This window comes from Methanolobus sp. WCC1, assembly GCF_045690315.1.
GTDB lineage: Archaea > Halobacteriota > Methanosarcinia > Methanosarcinales > Methanosarcinaceae > Methanolobus > Methanolobus tindarius.
The window spans coordinates 720,759-739,425 of record NZ_CP146979.1 but is presented as its reverse complement, the minus strand read 5'-3'; the positions used below and the strand labels follow the sequence as shown (position 1 = coordinate 739,425).

The 18,667-nt window shown below is 40.6% G+C and carries 20 protein-coding genes; 13 read left to right on the top strand and 7 right to left on the bottom strand.

The genetic code is table 11. The features are described 5' to 3' along the window. Nucleotides 1-37 precede the first annotated feature (37 nt). The 6 genes from V7O61_RS03695 to V7O61_RS03670 all read right to left on the bottom strand — a co-directional run bounded on the left by V7O61_RS03695 (nucleotide 38) and on the right by V7O61_RS03670 (nucleotide 7,334). Nucleotides 38-1,471, bottom strand: a complete 1,434-nt coding sequence (locus tag V7O61_RS03695; RefSeq protein ID WP_023844401.1) for a TrkH family potassium uptake protein — start codon at nucleotides 1,469-1,471, stop codon at nucleotides 38-40. Nucleotides 1,472-1,490: 19 nt separating this feature from the next. Then, complete coding sequence (trkA, locus tag V7O61_RS03690; RefSeq protein ID WP_023844402.1) at nucleotides 1,491-2,825, bottom strand: Trk system potassium transporter TrkA; 1,335 nt, start codon at nucleotides 2,823-2,825, stop codon at nucleotides 1,491-1,493. A 169-nt stretch (nucleotides 2,826-2,994) separates the two neighbouring features. Further along, on the bottom strand, nucleotides 2,995-4,173 hold the full coding sequence (dnaJ, locus tag V7O61_RS03685; RefSeq protein ID WP_407282682.1) for a molecular chaperone DnaJ: 1,179 nt from the start codon (nucleotides 4,171-4,173) through the stop codon (nucleotides 2,995-2,997). Nucleotides 4,174-4,285: 112 nt separating this feature from the next. Continuing rightward, nucleotides 4,286-6,139, bottom strand: coding sequence for a molecular chaperone DnaK (dnaK, locus tag V7O61_RS03680; protein WP_407282683.1), 1,854 nt, complete (start codon nucleotides 6,137-6,139; stop codon nucleotides 4,286-4,288). A gap of 102 nt (nucleotides 6,140-6,241) precedes the next feature. After that, complete coding sequence (gene grpE, locus V7O61_RS03675) at nucleotides 6,242-6,760, bottom strand: nucleotide exchange factor GrpE (RefSeq protein ID WP_023844405.1); 519 nt, start codon at nucleotides 6,758-6,760, stop codon at nucleotides 6,242-6,244. Between the two features lie 166 nt (nucleotides 6,761-6,926). Further along, nucleotides 6,927-7,334 carry a heat-shock protein gene (locus V7O61_RS03670; RefSeq protein WP_245596078.1) on the bottom strand — a complete coding sequence of 136 codons (408 nt, stop codon included), beginning with the start codon at nucleotides 7,332-7,334 and terminating at the stop codon, nucleotides 6,927-6,929. 573 nt (nucleotides 7,335-7,907) lie between these two features. Between V7O61_RS03670 and V7O61_RS03665 the strand changes: the two genes are divergently transcribed. The 7 genes from V7O61_RS03665 to V7O61_RS03635 all read left to right on the top strand — a co-directional run bounded on the left by V7O61_RS03665 (nucleotide 7,908) and on the right by V7O61_RS03635 (nucleotide 13,352). Next, entirely contained in the window at nucleotides 7,908-8,837 is a 930-nt protein-coding gene (locus tag V7O61_RS03665) for an ATP-grasp domain-containing protein (RefSeq protein ID WP_407282684.1), read from the top strand. Next, complete coding sequence (locus tag V7O61_RS03660) at nucleotides 8,834-9,823, top strand: hydantoinase/oxoprolinase family protein (protein ID WP_407282685.1); 990 nt, start codon at nucleotides 8,834-8,836, stop codon at nucleotides 9,821-9,823. Before V7O61_RS03665 ends, V7O61_RS03660 begins: the two co-directional genes overlap by 4 nt. 127 nt (nucleotides 9,824-9,950) lie before the next feature. Further along, complete coding sequence (locus V7O61_RS03655; protein WP_023844409.1) at nucleotides 9,951-10,589, top strand: kinase aspartokinase/uridylate kinase; 639 nt, start codon at nucleotides 9,951-9,953, stop codon at nucleotides 10,587-10,589. 88 nt (nucleotides 10,590-10,677) lie between these two features. Further along, nucleotides 10,678-10,845: a zinc finger domain-containing protein gene (locus V7O61_RS03650; RefSeq protein ID WP_023844410.1), complete on the top strand. Its 168-nt coding sequence runs from the start codon at nucleotides 10,678-10,680 to the stop codon at nucleotides 10,843-10,845. A gap of 10 nt (nucleotides 10,846-10,855) precedes the next feature. Beyond that, the gene (locus tag V7O61_RS03645; protein ID WP_023844411.1) at nucleotides 10,856-11,125 is read left to right on the top strand and encodes an elongation factor 1-beta; all 270 of its coding nucleotides are present in this window, start codon (nucleotides 10,856-10,858) and stop codon (nucleotides 11,123-11,125) included. Between the two features lie 457 nt (nucleotides 11,126-11,582). Then, nucleotides 11,583-11,855, top strand: a complete 273-nt coding sequence (locus tag V7O61_RS03640; RefSeq protein WP_023844412.1) for a CxxC-x17-CxxC domain-containing protein — start codon at nucleotides 11,583-11,585, stop codon at nucleotides 11,853-11,855. A gap of 186 nt (nucleotides 11,856-12,041) precedes the next feature. Further along, the gene (locus V7O61_RS03635) at nucleotides 12,042-13,352 is read left to right on the top strand and encodes an ammonia-forming cytochrome c nitrite reductase subunit c552 (RefSeq protein ID WP_407282686.1); all 1,311 of its coding nucleotides are present in this window, start codon (nucleotides 12,042-12,044) and stop codon (nucleotides 13,350-13,352) included. 9 nt (nucleotides 13,353-13,361) lie between these two features. On the opposite strand, the gene V7O61_RS03630 is transcribed toward V7O61_RS03635, so the two are convergent. After that, nucleotides 13,362-14,141, bottom strand: coding sequence for a winged helix-turn-helix domain-containing protein (locus V7O61_RS03630; protein WP_023844414.1), 780 nt, complete (start codon nucleotides 14,139-14,141; stop codon nucleotides 13,362-13,364). A 218-nt stretch (nucleotides 14,142-14,359) separates the two neighbouring features. Between V7O61_RS03630 and V7O61_RS03625 the strand changes: the two genes are divergently transcribed. The 6 genes from V7O61_RS03625 to V7O61_RS03600 all read left to right on the top strand — a co-directional run bounded on the left by V7O61_RS03625 (nucleotide 14,360) and on the right by V7O61_RS03600 (nucleotide 18,663). After that, a complete protein-coding gene (locus tag V7O61_RS03625) occupies nucleotides 14,360-14,599 on the top strand; it encodes an MTH865 family protein (protein ID WP_023844415.1) in 240 nt (79 codons plus the stop codon). Between the two features lie 151 nt (nucleotides 14,600-14,750). Further along, complete coding sequence (locus V7O61_RS03620) at nucleotides 14,751-16,757, top strand: cation:proton antiporter (RefSeq protein ID WP_407347441.1); 2,007 nt, start codon at nucleotides 14,751-14,753, stop codon at nucleotides 16,755-16,757. A 345-nt stretch (nucleotides 16,758-17,102) separates the two neighbouring features. Continuing rightward, nucleotides 17,103-17,270 (top strand): hypothetical protein, encoded by a 168-nt coding sequence (locus V7O61_RS03615; protein ID WP_023844417.1) that lies wholly within the window; start codon nucleotides 17,103-17,105, stop codon nucleotides 17,268-17,270. A gap of 109 nt (nucleotides 17,271-17,379) precedes the next feature. Next, nucleotides 17,380-17,703 (top strand): cupin domain-containing protein, encoded by a 324-nt coding sequence (locus V7O61_RS03610; protein WP_407282688.1) that lies wholly within the window; start codon nucleotides 17,380-17,382, stop codon nucleotides 17,701-17,703. Nucleotides 17,704-17,910: 207 nt separating this feature from the next. Beyond that, nucleotides 17,911-18,153 (top strand): hypothetical protein, encoded by a 243-nt coding sequence (locus tag V7O61_RS03605; protein ID WP_023844419.1) that lies wholly within the window; start codon nucleotides 17,911-17,913, stop codon nucleotides 18,151-18,153. A 186-nt stretch (nucleotides 18,154-18,339) separates the two neighbouring features. Further along, nucleotides 18,340-18,663: a DMT family transporter gene (locus tag V7O61_RS03600; protein WP_407282689.1), complete on the top strand. Its 324-nt coding sequence runs from the start codon at nucleotides 18,340-18,342 to the stop codon at nucleotides 18,661-18,663. Nucleotides 18,664-18,667 lie beyond the last annotated feature (4 nt).

Here is an 18,667-nt window from a genome sequence, read left to right as displayed (position 1 = left end):
CAATAATTATTTCAATACTATACCTATCTGTTTTATTTTACCTTCTCCAGAACTCAGGAGTAAGCATCACTATCACAGTGAAAACCTCAAGTCTTCCAACCCACATATTGCCAATGAGCAATATTTTTCCAATGAATGGAACGACATCAAAATTGGCCATCGGACCTACAAGATTGAATCCCGGACCTATATTACCCAGTGTTGCAATTGATGCAGTGATAGAACTGACAATATCCATCCCCATTAGAGAAAGAAGACCGGTAGATACTGCAAATATCATAAAATAAATAACTACAAAAGAGACAATTGCCTGCATTACATCATCAGGAACTGTTTTGTTGTTAAATTTTATAGGCTGGACAGCTCTGGGATGAATTGATTTGAAAAGAGCACGCTGTGCGTATTTAAGGAGAAGAAGGAACCTCACAACTTTGATACCACCTGATGTTGAGCCTGCACAACCGCCTATGAACATTACCGCAAGCAATACAATCTTTGCAGAATCAGTCCATAAATTGAAATCCACAGTTGCAAACCCTGTTGTAGTCATGATGGAAACCACCTGGAAAACCGCATACCTGAATGATGTGAACACAGTTTCACCCATATCTTTCCAGAGACTGAAAGTGAGGATTGCAGTTGCAATGAGAGTAACTGCAGCATAGAACTTGAACTCATCATCTTTTACAAGGCTCTTCCTGTCAGTGTATAATGTGCGGTAGTGAAGCGCAAAGTTAGCTCCGGAAATAAACATAAAAAGCGTGATGATACCTTCTATAAGAGGGCTGTTAAATGCAGCGATACTCAGACCATATGGAGAAAAGCCGCCACATGCCATTGTTGTAAAAGTATGAGTTAATGCGTCATAAAAAGACATTCCTGCAAGCAACAGAGCAATAACTTCCAGCAAAGAGATAGAACAATAAACAAGCCAGAGGATTTTTGCAGTCTCCCTGATTCTTGGTTTGATCTTGTCCTCTGTAGGACCAGGAGCCTCAGCCCTGAACAACTGCCTTCCGGCAACACCAAGTTTTGGAAGAATGGCAATGAAAAGCATGATAATACCCATACCACCAAGCCACTGTGTCAGGCTACGCCAGAAAAGTATGCTTCGGGAATGAGCTTCAATATCAAGAAGAACTGTTGCCCCGGTTGTTGTAAAACCGGACATTGATTCAAAAATTGCGTTAATAGGACTTATACCATCAAGCATGAAAGGAATAGAACCGAATATGGCGGCTGCAAGCCAGCCAAGCGCAACAATGGCAAAACCTTCCCTGGTTTTCCATTCTTCCGAGGATTTATAACGTGCAGAAAGTAAAATACCAGTAAAACCGGTAATTACTACTGCAACCAGAAATGGATAGGGGGAATCACCGTAGTAGATTGCCACCAGTAAAGGAAGGATCATTATGGCGCCCAGAAACCTGAGAAGGCCGCCTAAAACATTCAATATGACTTCGTACTTCAAGAATACACCCCTTCATGAACTACTTAAAAAGTTTTTCAACTTCAGCATTTGCAGACTGGAGACTGAAGACTACTACACGATCTCCTTCCTCAATGACATATTCACCACGAGGAACAACTGTATTTCCATTGTGGACTACCATGCTGATAATTGCACCCGAGGGGAATTTTACATTTTTAAGAGGTTTGCCTACTATCTTTGACTTCTTTGAAGTGGTATACTCTACAATTTCGGCCTTTTCACCTTCAATTGTAGTTATTGACTCAATTCCCTGACCAAAAGTCAGCTTCAGAACTTCATTAACAGTTGCCTGCCTTGGACTTACCGCACTGTCAACACCCACCATTTCAAATAGAGAAACATAATCTGAGCGGTCAGATCTGGCAATAACTTTTTTCACGCCTAGCTGTTTAGCAAGCAACGAGCATAAGAGGTTCTTTTCATCACTATTTGTCACAGATATGACAACATCCATTTCGGAAACATCTTCTTCCTTCAAGAGGTTGATATCTGTTCCGTCACCATTAAGGACAAGTACATCAGGCAGCTCCTCTGCAATAGCAAGAGATCGCTCTTTATTAGATTCAATGATTTTCAAGTCGAATTCATTATTTGCTACCATTTTTGCAAGATAGAAACCAACTATACCGCCGCCAATAATCAGTACTTTACTTCGTTTACCTGTTTTTTCACCGAAAAGGTCACGTACCTCTTTCATAGCAGCAGGTTTACCGATAACAACTATGTGATCGTTATTTTCTATTATGTCCTCACCATGAGGAATAATAACTTCAGTATCCCTGAAAAGAGCACTTACTATGCAACAATTTGCAAGATGGAGATCCTGCATCTGTTTACCAACAATTTTATGATCATGTGGAACCACAAATTCCATCATTTCAACCTTACCATCAGCAAAAAGTTCTGCATCAATCGCAGAAGGAATAGCAAGTATCTCTGCAACTTCTGATGCAAGAGCTAACTCGGGACAAACCATAATGTCAATTCCAATCTTAGGTCTTTTAGCCACAGGTTTGTCAATATAATCAGGATTACTTACCCTTGCAACTGTTTTTAATTTTGTATTATCGTTAACAGTAAGCTTAGAAGCCATGCATGCAACAATGTTTACCTCATCAGAACCTGTTACGGCAACCAGAAGGCCTGCATTTTCAAGGGCATCATGGAGAATAGAAACGTTAGCACCATTTCCATGGATAACATGAACATCAAGTTCATCTGCACGGGCACATGCTTCCTCATTCTGGTCAACTACCACAACATCGTTTGTCTGGTAGAGAGCCTTAGCAATGTGATAACCGACTTCACCAGCACCAATAATTACGATCTTCATAATAATACCTTCAAAAGGTCATAAATACGATATTCGTTGATACGAAAAACAAAACCGCATAATATGGTTATTGCTTTTTATATCTTACCACACAACTGGCGAGACAATATAAATAGATGTCCTAAAAAAAGATTTATAAAAATAAAATATGAAAGAAAATGAGAAGGGACTATGCCCCTGCTTCAAAAGCACCCTTTACTTTTTCAAAGATACCTTTGCCACCTTTAGTAGCCTTTACGTCAGGGCCACCGTCAAGCTCCTGAAGCTTTTTGAAGAGCTCCTTCTGCTCGTTTGAAAGCTTGGTAGGCGTCTTAACGATGATCTTTACAAGCTGGTCACCATGTGAGTGTCCATGAAGATGAGGCATACCTTTTCCCTTCAGACGAAGTATGGAATGGGTCTGTGTCCCTGGCTTGATGTTCATTTTCACTTTACCATGAAGGGTAGGAACCATTACATCCCCACCAAGTGCCGCAGTTGCAAAGGATATTGCCTGCTCATAGACAATATCATCACCCATACGCTGGAACTTGTCATGAGGCTCCACATGAATGACAACGTAGAGGTCACCTGATGGTGCACCAGGACTGCCTTCCTCTCCTTCGCCCCTTACTTTCAGGCGAAGTCCATTATCAGCACCCTTTGGAACTTTTACAGATATCTTGCGGACCTTCTTCATCTTACCTGTGCCCTTACAGGCAGGGCAAGGATCATCAATGATTTCCCCTCGTCCATGACATGCATTACAGGTACTTGTTGACATGAATGTACCAAAAGGCGTCTTACGTGCCTGAGTCATCTGGCCGGAACCATGACATGTCGGACAGGTCTTTGGACTTGTGCCTGCCTTGGCACCAGTTCCATTACAGGATTCACAGTTTTCTGCGCGGGGAACATTAATGGTAGTGTCAACACCTTCAGCAGCCTGTTCTAAAGTGATTCCCAGATCGTAACGAAGGTCAGAACCTCGTGTTGGTCCCTGTCTTCTCTGACCACCACCAAAGCCGCCGAAACCACCAAAGCCACCAAAGCCGCCGCCAAATATACCTCCAAGTATATCGCCAAGATCTGCAAAGTCTCCGAAGTCTGCATTTCTGAAAATATCTTCCTGACTATAGCGGCCATCAATACCTGCATGACCAAACCTGTCATACTGTTCCCTCTTCTCTGCATCGGAAAGTACGGCATAGGCTTCAGATATCTCCTTGAATGTCTCTTCGGCACCTTCTTCCTTATTCTTGTCCGGATGATATTTCATTGCAAGCTTTCTGTAAGCTTTCTTAATCTCGGACTCAGTGGCATCCTTGGATATACCTAATATTTCGTAATAATCGCGTTGGGTGGACATGGATGATTCCTGTTATATATGTAATATTATAATGATATGATTTATTTTAAAATTAAAGGTAGTAAGATACTTTCAGATTAAAGTATCTTACCCGACTTAATCCATGTTTTGATTACTTGTCATCATCGACTACTTCGTAGTCTGCATCCATAATGGTATCGTCACCAGAGTCCGAAGATCCTTCTGTATCTTCTGCGGCGGATGCTGCAGCTGAAGCTTCCTCCTGTGCCTTCTGGTACATTGCAGCAGATACATCATATACAGCAGTCTGAAGTTCCTCAGTTTTTGCCTTGATGTCCTCAATGTCATTAGCTTCAAGAGCAGTCTTAAGAGCAGCAATTGCAGCTTCTATCTTTGACTTCTGATCATCGGTTGCGACATCTCCTGCTTCCTCAAGGGTCTTTTCGGCAGCGTTTACAAGGGATTCTGCTGTGTTCTTGACCTCAACTTCTTCCTTGCGCTTCTTGTCCTCTTCAGCATGCATTTCCGCATCCTTGACCATCTGGTCGATCTCCTCATCTGTAAGACCGCCTGGCTTCTGGATGGAAATGGACTGTTCCTTACCGGTTCCCTTATCCTTTGCATTTACGTGGAGAATACCGTTTGCATCTATGTCAAATGTAACCTCGATCTGTGGGATTCCCCTTGGTGCTGGAGGTATACCGTCAAGTGTGAACCTGCCCAGGGACTTGTTACCTGAAGCAACACCTCTCTCACCCTGAAGTACGTGGATCTCTACAGATGGCTGATTGTCAGCTGCTGTTGAGAAGACCTGGCTCTTCTTGGTCGGGATGGTTGTGTTCCTGTCAATCAGAGGGGTTGAAACTCCTCCCAGTGTCTCGATACCAAGTGTCAGTGGTGTGACATCAAGCAGAAGTACATCGTGGACCTCACCACCAAGTACACCGGCCTGAATAGCTGCACCGACTGCTACAGCTTCGTCAGGATTTATGTTCTTGTATGGATCCTTTCCTGCTGCCTTCTTTACAAGTTCGGTTACTGCAGGCATTCTGGTGGAACCTCCTACAAGAAGTACCCTGTCGATATCAGATGAGGATACCTTTGCATCCTTCATTGCCTGATTTACAGCCACAAGAGTCTTGTCAAGCAGGTCAGCAGTCATCTTCTCAAACTGTGCCCTTGTAAGGTCAATGTCAATGTGCTTTGGCTGACCATTTGCATCTGCAGTAATGAACGGGAGGTTGATGTTAGTGGATGTTACACCGGAAAGCTCAATCTTTGCCTTCTCTGCTGCATCCTTCAAACGCTGGAGTGCTGCCTTGTCCTTGGAAAGGTCAATACCTTCTGCCTTCTTGAATTCCTCTACAAGGTAGTCAACAATCCTCTGATCGAAGTCATCGCCACCAAGGTGTGTGTCTCCTGCGGTTGAGAGAACTTCGAATACTCCGCCACCGAGCTCAAGAATGGATACATCAAAAGTACCTCCTCCAAGGTCATAGATGAGTATCTTGTGGTCTTCTTCATCCTTGTCAAGACCATATGCAAGTGATGCTGCGGTTGGCTCGTTGATAATTCTCATTACCTCAAGACCTGCAATTGTACCGGCATCCTTTGTTGCCTGTCTCTGAGAGTCGTTGAAGTATGCAGGCACTGTGATTACTGCCTGTGTGATTGTCTCACCAAGATAAGATTCCGCATCTTCCTTCAGCTTGCGCAGGATCATTGCAGAAACTTCCTGAGGTGAATACTCCTTGCCATTAAGTGTTACCTTGTAGTCACCTTCACCAATGTGTCTCTTAATAGAACTTACACTGTTATCGGAGTTGGTAATAAGCTGCCTCTTGGCAACCTGACCTACCAGTTTCTCGCCTTTCTTTGAGAAACCTACAACAGATGGCGTAGTTCTTCCACCCTCTGCATTAGGGACAATAGTAGGTTCTCCACCTTCAATAACAGCCATACAGGAGTTTGTAGTTCCCAGGTCAATTCCCAATATTTTTCCCATAATATTACCTCTTTTATATGAATTAATTATAGTTTAATTGTAAATAATTGATTTTATTTGTGTTGAAGATATCCTTTAAGGATAACTCTGAAATCCGTCCGTTTATTCTTCAGGTTTCTTTGAAACAGTCACCATTGCCGGTCTTATTACCTTTGTGTGCAGACAGTAACCCGGTTTGCAAACATCTACCACAGTATTTTCTTCGTGATCCGGATGTTCCACGTGCATCATTGCTTCGTGGAGGTAAGGGTCAAATTCAGCACCTTTACACTCGATCTTTTCAAGACCTTCTTTTTCAAGTATTCCGGTAAACTGTTTGAAAACCATCTCAATACCAGTGATTACAGATGTAATGTCGTCTGTCTGCTTTGCAGATTCCAGCGCACGCTCGAAATTGTCGTAAACTTCGAGGAGCTCAATTATGACCCGCTCAACTGCAAACTTGCGATATTCTTCTTTTTCCCTTGCGCTTCGTTTGCGGAAATTATCAAATTCCGCGGTAAGTCGCAAGAGCTTGTCACGAAGCTGTGCAGCCTCATCTTCAGCAGATATTTCTTCGACTTTACCCTCATCAACTGTTTTTGAATCTAAATCGTCACAATTCTCTGGTCCATCAGCCATTCTCAATATCTCCGCATATTCTGTGCGCGGTAATGTTTAATCGAACTAGTGATTGTTTGAAGTTCTATAAATACTTTTCGTATTGGCGCTTTGTTTTGGCGAAATGAAGTGTACAAAAAAGCAAATAAATCCATATTTAGGGCTGATCTTCTAACACTAAAATTACTTAAAAAACATTACTAAACTTATGCTGCAAAACACGTATCAACAGCATGCTTGCTATCATACAAACCGCAAGAGCTGAAACTACCTGGTCAGATCCAATCTCAGTAATACCACCGCCAATAGCAAACCTGACACCACTGAAAAATGCAGTTGCAGAGAATGTAGCTACAAGACTTATGATTGCTCCGCCAACAAGAGAGCCCATATAATCTGCTCCCCTTGATTCAAAAAACACAGAACCTGCTATAAAAATCACTGCAAAAATAAGAAGCATTACAGCCATAGGAACTGGGGTGCTGCCTTCGCGTGCCATGCTCATTAGCCCAAAAGCCACACCGATCATGAAAACTGCCATGGTGGTTGATACAACCAGTGCCTGCACAAATGGGTTTTCCGTATTTACATCCATATTCATCCCAGTCCTCTATCAGTAATCATAGTATATAGTCATTTTTAATATAAAGCAAGAAGAGATACATGTACACATATTATATGCACAATATGACATGCAGAGATGATATTACAACTACTATAAAACAATAACATAGAACTTATAGCACTGTTAAAACAGATTGATACTAAGTAGCAGGAAGAGCAAACCATTGCGTCCAAAGTGTACCATAAAACACAATGGTTTCTTACTCCTCTACTCACTTACTTCCGATACGGGCCTCTTTTCTTTATAGTAGTATCTTATCGGGATAGACACTACTTTTTGTACCCCCGCCGTAAACCGGTTAAACCCGGCTCCAACCCGACGCACCTAAATTGAGATCAGATCTCAACTCCACTTACCAAGTAAGTAATAATAATATATAACACAAATTCGGTTAAATTTACTATCACACATCAAATTTTAATGCCATTGAAATTTTAGACAGCATTACAACAAAAAGAGAGAAAAATGTGCTGCTAAAAAACAGAGTATATAAAGCGATATTAATAGTAAAGGATATATCAAATAAATGCAGTTGCATCCAGCATGAAAATACTGCTTGCTGAATACGCTATGGGAATTGGCCTGGGTGGAACATTGCTTCTGGAAGGAAAAGCAATGATAAGCACGCTTGCTGAAAGTTTCACACGCCTTGGACATGAGGTCAGCTATCTGAACGCGGAAAGCAAGCTAAAATACGGAAAATCCATAATATCTGATGAGAATACATTTGAAGATGTGCTGGAGAGATTTTCAAAAGAAAGTGATGCTGGACTTGTTATTGGTCCTGATGAACTTCTTGGGGGACTCACAGAGATAATTGAAAAAAACACAGTAAACCTTGGTTGCTCCTCGGAATCAGTCCGTTTGTGTGCAGATAAACTTACATGCACAAAAGTATTAGAATCAAGTTCAATTGCTGTTCCAAAAATAATGGATATGGAATCCAAAGGAAACTATGTCATCAAACCCAGGTACGGATGTGCTTCTGAAGGTGTCAGACTCAAATCTGCAGAAAAAATGGAAGAACAGGCAGATGAGTATATTGCAACTGAATATGTTGAGGGAGAGCACCTCAGCGTAAGCATGATATGCGGACAAAAATCCCTTCCTTTAAGTCTGAACAGGCAATTAATTGACATAAAGACAGAAAATGGCGAAACAATTTTTGATTACAAGGGAAACCAGGTACCATATAGAGCAGAATTTGAGGAAGAAGTATTCACCACCTCAAAGAAGACAGTTGAGAAACTGGGATGTAATGGATACGTGGGAATAGATATAGTATATGGGGACAAAACATACGTAATAGATGTGAACCCAAGACCAACCACTGCAATATTCGGACTTATCAGGACACTTGAATGCGAGATCGGAGATTTGTTACTTATGAATATGTTTGGAGAACTTCCCGAATCAGTCAGACTTACAGGGGAATGTTCTTTCACCAAAGATGACATTGAGGATATCATATGAGAATAATAGGTATCGATATTGGCGGTGCGAATACTAAAATAGCTTCCGCTGACAGAAGAATAATTGAGCTACATTACATACCGTTGTGGAAAGACACAACTCTGCCCGAATCACTGGAAGACATTGCTGCTGAACTTGAACCGGACATGGTCAGTGTGGTTATGACAGGAGAACTGGCAGACTGTTTTGAGGACAAACTTCAGGGAATCCAGTTCATAATGAAATCTGTTGATGAGGCCTTTGATTGTAAAACCATGTACATTGACAGCAACGGACATTTCTACGATGAATCCTCAAGCCTGCGTGAACTTGCGGCAGCAAACTGGGCTGCATCTACAAGATTGATAGGTTCTGAGATCGGAGATTGCATATTCGTTGATGTGGGAAGTACCACCAGTGACATAATACCTATTAAAGACGGAAAACATGTTGCAGGACTTACCGATTTTTCGAGGCTTGTACGCAGCGAGCTATTCTATGCCGGAACACTCCGTACAAATCTTGCTTACCTGCTTGATAAAGTGAAGGTGGCCGACGGTGACTGCAATATTTCCTCTGAGCTTTTTGCAAATACTGCTGATGCCTACCTGCTGCTTGGAGATATCACTGAAGAATTATATACCTGTGAAACCGCAGACGGCGCAGGCAAAACCAAAACAGATGCCATGAGAAGACTGGCAAGGGTTGTCTGTGCAGATCTGACTGAAATATCAACGGATGAAATTTACAATATAGCAGTTCAGGTAAAGGAAAAACAAATAAGTCTTCTTTGTGAAGCAATATCGGTTGTTGCTGAGAAGAATGGACTCAACAGGATAGTTTCCGCAGGGCTTGGTGAATTTATGATAAGGGAAGCAGCAAAAAGACTTGGGTTTGAATGTGTGTCTGTTGCTGAAAAATGGGGAACTGATATTTCCAAGGTATTCCCTGCATATGCTGCTGCAAGAATATTGGAAAACAGTCTCTTACAGTCCGGAAAAGAATAAAACTCAGAAAAAAGACAACTAATACAACTATATAATACGCTATCATATGAGCTATTACATGAATTAGATTTACCGGCGATATTTCAGTATCAAACGTATCTTAAAACATGTGGGGAAGTTGACTGTAATGAGAACGGTTGTGAAACTGGGTGGAAGTCTGATTAAACACTCGACTTCTATTATAACTGCCCTTGAAGAACATTTCGGAAATTGTGACCAGGGAAATGATCATTCTATATTGATAGTTCCCGGTGGTGGTGTATTTGCAAATTCCGTCAGGGACATCAGTGAAGAATGCTCAATAGGTGACGATGCAGCTCACTGGATGGCAATTCTTTCAATGGAACAATATGCATACTTCCTGATAGATAAGACAGGAGTCAACTATGTGGAAAATATACATGATTTCCCTTCAGGTGTTTCTGTGCTTATGCCATACAAAACATTGAAGGAGACTGACAAGCTGCCTCATTCCTGGAACGTGACATCTGATACCATAGGAGCATGGATAGCAAAAGAAACAGGATCACGATTTGTTAAAGTAACTGATGTTGATGGAGTGATAGCAGATGACATTATCCAGAAATGGATGACAGCCCTTGAACTTTCACGGATGGGAGTTACCTGTATTGACAGTTCACTACCAGGATTTTTAATGGAGAATTTAATGGACTGTGTTGTTGTCAATGGAATGTATCCGGAAAGGGTCATTGATGCTGTTATTGGAAAGAATGTAATTGGCACTCATATCAAGGGGAATATTTAAATTATATACTGCGTATGTACTGAAATCACTGACATGCTGATTTTCAGTATTTTATGATCATACATTACTCGCAATAAGGAGATTTTAAATGGCAAATAAAGTTGATAATTGTACCACATGCAACAAGAGCCTTGTGGAAACAGGTTGCGTACGTTTCCCATGCCCTGTATGTGGTAACGAGCTTGGAAGATGTGCAAGCTGCAGACAGCAGAGCAATCCATATGAATGCCCAAAATGTGGCTTTAAAGGAGCATAAGGTGAGATAAATGGGAGAAGTTGCAGCAACAATGAAGATTATGCCAACAGGCGTAGATGTAGACCTCGAAAAGCTTAAGGACGACCTTATAGCAGCACTTCCTGAAGGCGCAGAATACGGCACCCACGAGATACAGCCAGTTGCATTTGGACTTAAAGCAATCATTATGGTAGTCATTGTAGGTGACGGAGAAGGCGGTACCGAATCTGTAGAAGAAGCCTTTGCAGCAGTAGAAGGTGCAGAGAGTGTTACAGTAACAGATGTCGGAAGACCTGTCTAAATCTCTCAATTTTTTTCTTTTTTCTTCATTTTTACTTTGTGTTTTAAATCCTGTAAGTTCCTTTAATGAGACACTAGAACTATTAAGCAGATAGCCGTTGTTGATAGCTTTTTTTACATTAGCATAGCTTTTTATATTTATCCGGCCTATCACAATATTGACAGTTAACTTACTTGCGGGTTAAGAAAGGGATAATTTCATCTGGCTACTTCTTTTAAGTTAATCGTTAACAAGAGAGCGTCGTATAGATTGCGGGATAGAGGTTCCCGTCTCAATGATAACTGCTATAGAATCACAACTAAATGCCCACCGGGCATTATACAATAATCTGTATCCAGTAGTTGTGACTATGTTCAGCTGCATTAATTGTAGACTTGATAAGAATCAAAATTGAACGAATCGTGCGAATAATCTTGACCCAAAGATAACTGGCAATAAACAACAAAGGAAAATAAATATGAGAGACGACAGAAGCAGTGGATTCAGAGGCGGTTCAAGAGACGGAAACGGCAGGAATGATGGCGGATACAACAAAGGTCCAAGAGGAGGAAACCGTGGTGGTGGCGGTGGCAGAGGAGGAAACTTCAGACAGAACAGCGGCCCAAGAGAGATGCACAAGGCAACCTGCTCAGACTGCGGACAGGAGACAGAAGTACCATTTAAGCCAGCAGAGGACAGACCTGTTTACTGCAGGGAATGCTTCCAGAAGCACAGACCTAAGAGATACTAAGATATTAATCTGAAACAAAGATCCCGGCAGACAATTAATCATGCCTGGATCAAAATCTTTTTTCTTTACTTTTACTGATTACACATTCACACATCAATAGGCATAAGTGTAATCCTTTTGTTGCCATACAAATAACTAAATATGTGGCAGATCCATTTTCTAATCAGGGAAAAGAAGGGTTGGTTTATGAAAAAAGCAACAGCTTTTGCTATTGCGATAGTGCTTATGGCAATACCTGCCGTTATTGCAAATGCAGCATCCACAGAAGAATGTAAAAAGTGCCATGAAGATGAATATAAAGCATGGAACTTGTCTGCCCATTATGATAATGACGGGATTATTTTCGGCAAACCCGGACCTGAAGCTTGTATTTTTTGCCATTTTGGAAGTACGCCACGACTTTACAGTGTAATGTATGGAGAAGTATCAGCAGAGTCACCTGAATGTGAAATGTGCCACAAGCCTCCGGTAAATGGATTCACTACACATATCACTACACCTTCAGAAGCAGTTCCGCCACAAAATTTATCAGCAGAAGTTTGCGAGGATTGCCATACAAAACCCCACCATATTATCTATGAAGAATGGAACGAATACAACAATAGTGACTATGATTCCAGCTCAATGGAAAGTCACTCTGAACCATCTGAAAATGGAACTTACATGCAGAACAATGGTTCTGAATCCAGGGTTACCTGTGTAATGTGCCATGAACCACATAGTGCACAACTCAGAATGGATGCCCAGGAACTTTGTGAAAGCTGCCATAGTTCTGAGATATTACAGGAAGCTGAAGAAAATAACTCTGACTTTTATGGCGGACCTCAGTGGGAAATGTATAACGGATCAATTTATACTAACGGTGTACATGCTGTAAACCTGAAATGCATAGACTGCCATATGGCAACAATAATTGATGAAAACGGAGAGCAAAAGCTTGTCACAGGCCATTCATTCAACTTTGACCCTGTGCTACTGTCTGATCCGGATTCAGGGAATATATGTAAGAAATGCCACGTTACAGGTCACGAGGAAATACCTGAAAGTGGCGATTGTAATGAATGTCATGAAGTATCCCTTGCTAACATAACATCCAGTAGACAGGAAATAACTGCCAGTAAACTTCAGGAACTTGAAATACTTCAGGAAAATGCCAGCACTATTCTGCTTACGTCAGAATCAAACGAAAGTCTGGAAAAGTTGACAGCAGACTATAATGAAGCAATATCCTACATCGAATTTGTAAAAACAGATGGCAGCCTTGGAATGCATAATTCCGAAAGGACGGAGGAAGAACTGGCAAAGGCAGAAATCATATTTCGCTCAATAACAGGGGAAGAAAATACCTATATTGAAGTTGAAGATGCAGAAATTGCAGGAAAAGAAAAAGAAGAAGAAGAAAATACTGTCGCCAGCACAGGGATTGCAGACTTATTCCTGATAATTTGTATAACAGCAATTGTTATGGCGATGTCAAAAAAGAAAAGAGGAAAATAATTGCCAGAATTATCCTATGTCCTCTTTTTGCTCTTCAGTCTCAGGTTCAAGGGCAGAATATATACTGCTGACACCTTCCATGACTTTGAAACCTTTTCCGGTTATCATGTAATCGCCCCTTTCATGCCTCTGGATAATCATACCTTTCTCAACAAGTTTCTGCAGGTGGAAGAGAAGATTTCCACCTCTGAGACCGGTTAGCTTTGAAAGTGCAGAGAAACTCTTAGTTTCAGCGGATATCGCCTTGAGTATCTCGAATCTCTTCTGGTGACAGAGAGGTTCCAGTATGTTATCCACCACTTCTTCAGGAGGCATCAGGCTAAGATCCTCGCGTTTGTCCTTATTAGTCTCATATATCCTCATGGAACGCATGAGAGTTACCTGTCTTGAGAGAATATCAGATGCTTCTGCAAAGCAGATATCACATTTATCGTAAGGCACCATTGTTCGAAGCTGTTTAAGTTCAAGGCGGTTTTCTTCAATTGCTGCTTCATTTACAGCACCTCCCCTAATAAGACCTGCATTCTTTTCCAGAATGTTAGAAATCAGGCCCTTGCAGTCATTACGCATCTCACACTTTTTTACCATATTTTTTTCAAGACCTTTTCCGGCATCTTCCATTAAATGACGAACAATTACTCCGGAGTAATCGTTCTTCACATTATTAACCATCATATCGAGATGCTGATGGTTGGATGAGTCCATGAAAGAACGAATATCACTCTGAATATCGGAAAGCATATGCTTTATGTCAGAAAGGTCTGAGTTGAAGTCATTGTCCGGGATCATAGAATGAAGTTAGTCCTGTTTAGATAAATAGGTTTGTGTATAATACAATAAAGTCATTTAAGTACACTCCATTATACAAGGTATATTGTAGTGCCGATTAAGTATATATCAGAAACTGTACTATTAGGTATTGCTGACACACACTCCGGAGTTAAGCATCAGCACCCAACCAAACAACCAACCTGAAAAACGAAATAATAAACAATGGAGATAGTAAAATGAGCGTAAAAGAAGATATACACAGCCAGATTGTCGGTGGACTTGCAGATGCAACATTCCCAATTGAAACCCCTGAAAAACTCCTTGCAGCATTCCCTGCAGGAGCAGACACAACCTGTAAGTCAGGAGACGTATCAGTAACAGCAGGTGAGGCAGGCGGACTTCTCACAGCTGAAGATTTCCCATTCAAGAGCGCAACCGAAGTTGCAGATGTAATTGTTGAGAGGGCAGGACTTTAAGCCCTTCCAACTTTTATCATTTCCCTTTCCATGAAAGCACACCCTAAACCTATACCTCCTTCAGACACAATCTTTTTTAAATCCGGCAACCACTGTTAATGTATAATATTTTAGATTTACAGATATTAACAGTGGAAGTTGTGATAAGATAATGGATTTAACATTATTTACTGACATAGGAATTATTTTTGGATTATCGATAGTCATTTTACTGCTTTTTAACAAAATGAAACTTCCTTCCGTCCTTGGATTTCTTGTGACAGGCATGCTTGCAGGTCCTCACTGGCTTGGAATTATCAGCAGCATGAGCGAAGTAGAAGCTCTTGCAGAAATTGGCATAATACTCCTGCTTTTCACTATTGGAGTGGAAATGTCAATTCGGGAGCTCTGGGAAATCAAAAGACCTGTGCTTCTGGGAGGAACCTTACAGATTGGAACAACTATCCTGCTTGTCTATTATATTGACATCTATCTTGGATTTAGTTCAGGAACTGCACTTTTCATAGGATTTCTTATTTCTCTTAGCAGCACAGCCATTGTACTCAAATTACTTCAGGAAAAAGCAGAATTAGACACACCTCACGGCAAAACTTCCCTTGGAATTCTCATTTTCCAGGATGTAATGATCGTCCCCATGATACTGATAACCCCTATTATTGCCGGGGCAGCCACAGAATCCGGAGATACATTTAGCATGTTCCTGCTAAAAGCAATTGGAATAATTATACTTGTCCTTGCAAGTGCCAGATGGATTATTCCATCACTGCTTTACCAGATTGCAAAAACCAGAAACCGGGAACTATTCCTACTGAGCATTGTATTTATCTGCCTTGCAACTGCATGGCTTACTTCCAGTATAGGACTTTCACTTGCCCTTGGAGCTTTCATGGCAGGACTAATTATATCAGAATCCGAATACAGCCATCAGGCCATGGGCAATATCATGCCTTTCAGGGATATCTTCATGAGTTTTTTCTTTGTATCCATCGGAATGCTGCTTGATATCAGTTTCTTTACGGATAACGTTGTCTATCTGCTACTGCTGGCAATTGCAGTTGTGATTATTAAGACAGCTACGGCGGGTCTGGCAGCCCTTGTACTTGGATATCCGCTTCGTACAATCATCATAGCCGGACTTTCACTTGCACAGGTTGGAGAATTCTCATTTGTGTTGTCAACATTCGGACTTGAATATTCCCTGCTTGACCAGGACATGTACCAGATATTTCTGGCTGTTTCCATAATTACTATGGCTGCAACTCCTTTTATCACAGAGTCTTCATACGGGATATCCGAAAAAGCATCAAAAGTTCTACCTTTCCAGAAACTCATTAACGGGTTTTATACGAGTAGCATTATATCAAAAAACATTGATGAGACACTTGAAGACCATCTTATAATAATTGGTTACGGCTTCAATGGTAAAACATTATCCCATGCAGCAAGGAATGCAGGCATACCCTACGTGATTATTGAGACGAACCCTGAAACCGTACGTCATGAAAAGAAAAAGGGTGAAAAAATAATCTATGGTGATGCAAGTCATGAAGCAGTACTTGAATCGGCAAACATAGGTTCTGCCAGAATCCTTGTTGTAGGAATTTCCGATTTTGTTGCCACCAGAAAAATAATAGACATGGCAAAGAGTCTGAATCCTGAAACGTATATCATTGCAAGAACACGCTATGTAAGTGAGATGAAAAGGCTCAATGAACTTGGTGCTGACGAGGTAATTCCAGAGGAATATGAAACATCGGTCGAGATATTTGTGCGCCTGTTGAAGAAATACCTCGTACCGGAAGAAGAGATTGATATATTTACACGGGAAGTCCGAGCCAACGGGTACAGTATGCTCAGGAAATCCTATTCAAAAGATCAGGAAAGACATTTCAATCTAAAGGATGAGCTGCCGGGGATGGAAGTCAGCACTTTTAAAGTAGGGCAAAGCTGCCTTGCCAATGGAAAAACACTCAGTGAGCTTGGAATCAGAAATCGTCATAAAGCAACTATTCTTGCAATTCAAAGGGAAAATGAAACGATTACAAACCCTGATGGGAATATTCCATTGTATTCGGGAGATATCTGTATTATTTTTGGAAAACCTGAAGACCTGCATAATATCCGGGAAATGTTTAAGGGACCTTCATGTCAAATATAAACATTTTAGTTGCGGCAAAATGGACAAAATAGTACGTAGTAAAATACAGGGCATCTGCAACCATTCAGACTCACTTCCGTAGATAAAGAATTAGAAAACAATTATAACATTAAATCATGATATTAAATGTATAAAAAAGTATTGGAATATAACAAAATATTCCGCAATAATGTGGATAAGAAATTACCTGAGCGTATTATGTTCATTGATAAACAGAAAAAACAATAGAATATAGAGATTACATGCGTTTACCTTATATGGGAGAAAATAAGAGCACTAATTGAAGAGGGAAACCTCAAAAAATTAAAAAAACAGAATATTAAATCTGTAAATGGAGAATGAAATATGGAATGGAAGCTGTCTAGAAAGACGCAACAGCGTTTCAGGCATTTCAGAGTCTGGAAAGATTTCGAACAACTTGATGCAAAGCCAGAAAACTACAAATGTGCATCATCAAAAAAATCAACTTGCGCTGTAGGATTTTTAAGACCTTCCATTAGTACGATGTACTGATTAGCTAAACTGGAAGACTTATTCTTTCCAGCAGCTGGGTTGGAAACCCTTCTTTTTTTACATTTCTCAATGCAAAATAATAAATTGGCATAAGCTGTAAGTTTATTTTATGTTCAGAAAACATAGTGAATCTGATTACAAAGAAGTACTTCCCGGAATCAGGATGAAAACAATCGTTTACGGGGAGAAAACCCTGATGACAGAATTTTTGTTACAGAAAGGAAGTCATTTACCCTCTCATGAACATATACATGAGCAAACAGGTTACATGGTTTCCGGAAAAATGTTACTTACAATTGGCGATGATACTCACGAAGTAACGACTGGAGATTCATGGAACATACCTTCGAATGTTTCACACGAGGCAAAAGTAATTGAGGATTCTATTGCAGTGGAAGTATTCTCCCCACGCAGGGATGAATACCTTGACTGAGCAAATTAAATTATCATCACCCTTTTTTACTCATTTTTTCACAATTTATTGACAGGTTTCTGAAAATCTGTACCATCATAGTTATTATATCAATACAGAAATACAAGAAACTTATATATAGTAAATAATCGCACATAAGAATCCGATGTATGATAAATCATACAAGAACCGACTTGTAAAAACCATACTGAATTGAAAGGTGAAAAAATGAAAGACACATGGGAAAAAGTCTTTGAATACGCGTCTTCCCCGCTTCATGGAACTATGTCCAGAAAACTCAGGGAAGGAGTAGACATCCAGGTCAATGAAGGAAAAGTTTACTCAAAAGCAGTCCTTTTCCTCGGGGAACAGTTCGTACGTATTACAGAGGATGAAAGCGGTCAGAAAGTCAACACATACTACGACTGGGAGAAAATTGAATCTGTAAGAACATATAGCAAAGGAGAGTAACACTCTTTGCATATGATCCCGAATGATGGATAATGGTATTATCCATTTATTTTTTCAAAAACTTCAAGCATCAATATTATTGATTTAGAACTTGTCTTTTAATTTCCAGAGCACCTCTGCGGCAAATCTGGATACTATAAAATAGCTTTAGGTAGTACTCAGTTAAAAGGAGAAAAGGAGAGGAAAATGAGCTATCTTTATCTGGCATTTGCTATCATTTTTGAGATCTGTGGAACTACATGCATGAAACTATCTGAAGGTTTCACAAAGCCTTTGCCCTCGATATTGATCTTTGTATTCTATGGAATCAGTTTTATATCATTTACCATTGCACTGAAGAAAATAGAAGTGAGTGTAGCCTACGCTATTTGGGCCGGACTTGGAGTTGCATTGATATCCTTCATAGGACACATCGGATTCAATGAACCTATGCCAGCTGTCAGAATTGTATCCCTTGCACTCATAGCTATTGGAGTTATAGGACTGCACATGAGTAGCAGTTTAAACTGAAAGC

Excerpts from the sequence above, each read along its gene's own strand:
- trkA (WP_023844402.1), bottom strand. The coding sequence starts at position 2,825 with ATGAAGATCGTAATTATTGGTGCTGGTGAAGTCGGTTATCACATTGCT.
- dnaJ (WP_407282682.1), bottom strand. The coding sequence starts at position 4,173 with ATGTCCACCCAACGCGATTATTACGAAATATTAGGTATATCCAAGGAT.
- dnaK (WP_407282683.1), bottom strand. The coding sequence starts at position 6,139 with ATGGGAAAAATATTGGGAATTGACCTGGGAACTACAAACTCCTGTATG.
- grpE (WP_023844405.1), bottom strand. The coding sequence starts at position 6,760 with ATGGCTGATGGACCAGAGAATTGTGACGATTTAGATTCAAAAACAGTT.
- V7O61_RS03670 (WP_245596078.1), bottom strand. The coding sequence starts at position 7,334 with ATGGATGTAAATACGGAAAACCCATTTGTGCAGGCACTGGTTGTATCA.
- V7O61_RS03665 (WP_407282684.1), top strand. The coding sequence starts at position 7,908 with ATGAAAATACTGCTTGCTGAATACGCTATGGGAATTGGCCTGGGTGGA.
- V7O61_RS03660 (WP_407282685.1), top strand. The coding sequence starts at position 8,834 with ATGAGAATAATAGGTATCGATATTGGCGGTGCGAATACTAAAATAGCT.
- V7O61_RS03655 (WP_023844409.1), top strand. The coding sequence starts at position 9,951 with ATGAGAACGGTTGTGAAACTGGGTGGAAGTCTGATTAAACACTCGACT.
- V7O61_RS03650 (WP_023844410.1), top strand. The coding sequence starts at position 10,678 with ATGGCAAATAAAGTTGATAATTGTACCACATGCAACAAGAGCCTTGTG.
- V7O61_RS03645 (WP_023844411.1), top strand. The coding sequence starts at position 10,856 with ATGGGAGAAGTTGCAGCAACAATGAAGATTATGCCAACAGGCGTAGAT.
- V7O61_RS03640 (WP_023844412.1), top strand. The coding sequence starts at position 11,583 with ATGAGAGACGACAGAAGCAGTGGATTCAGAGGCGGTTCAAGAGACGGA.
- V7O61_RS03635 (WP_407282686.1), top strand. The coding sequence starts at position 12,042 with ATGAAAAAAGCAACAGCTTTTGCTATTGCGATAGTGCTTATGGCAATA.
- V7O61_RS03630 (WP_023844414.1), bottom strand. The coding sequence starts at position 14,141 with ATGATCCCGGACAATGACTTCAACTCAGACCTTTCTGACATAAAGCAT.
- V7O61_RS03625 (WP_023844415.1), top strand. The coding sequence starts at position 14,360 with ATGAGCGTAAAAGAAGATATACACAGCCAGATTGTCGGTGGACTTGCA.
- V7O61_RS03620 (WP_407347441.1), top strand. The coding sequence starts at position 14,751 with ATGGATTTAACATTATTTACTGACATAGGAATTATTTTTGGATTATCG.
- V7O61_RS03615 (WP_023844417.1), top strand. The coding sequence starts at position 17,103 with ATGGAATGGAAGCTGTCTAGAAAGACGCAACAGCGTTTCAGGCATTTC.
- V7O61_RS03610 (WP_407282688.1), top strand. The coding sequence starts at position 17,380 with ATGTTCAGAAAACATAGTGAATCTGATTACAAAGAAGTACTTCCCGGA.
- V7O61_RS03605 (WP_023844419.1), top strand. The coding sequence starts at position 17,911 with ATGAAAGACACATGGGAAAAAGTCTTTGAATACGCGTCTTCCCCGCTT.
- V7O61_RS03600 (WP_407282689.1), top strand. The coding sequence starts at position 18,340 with ATGAGCTATCTTTATCTGGCATTTGCTATCATTTTTGAGATCTGTGGA.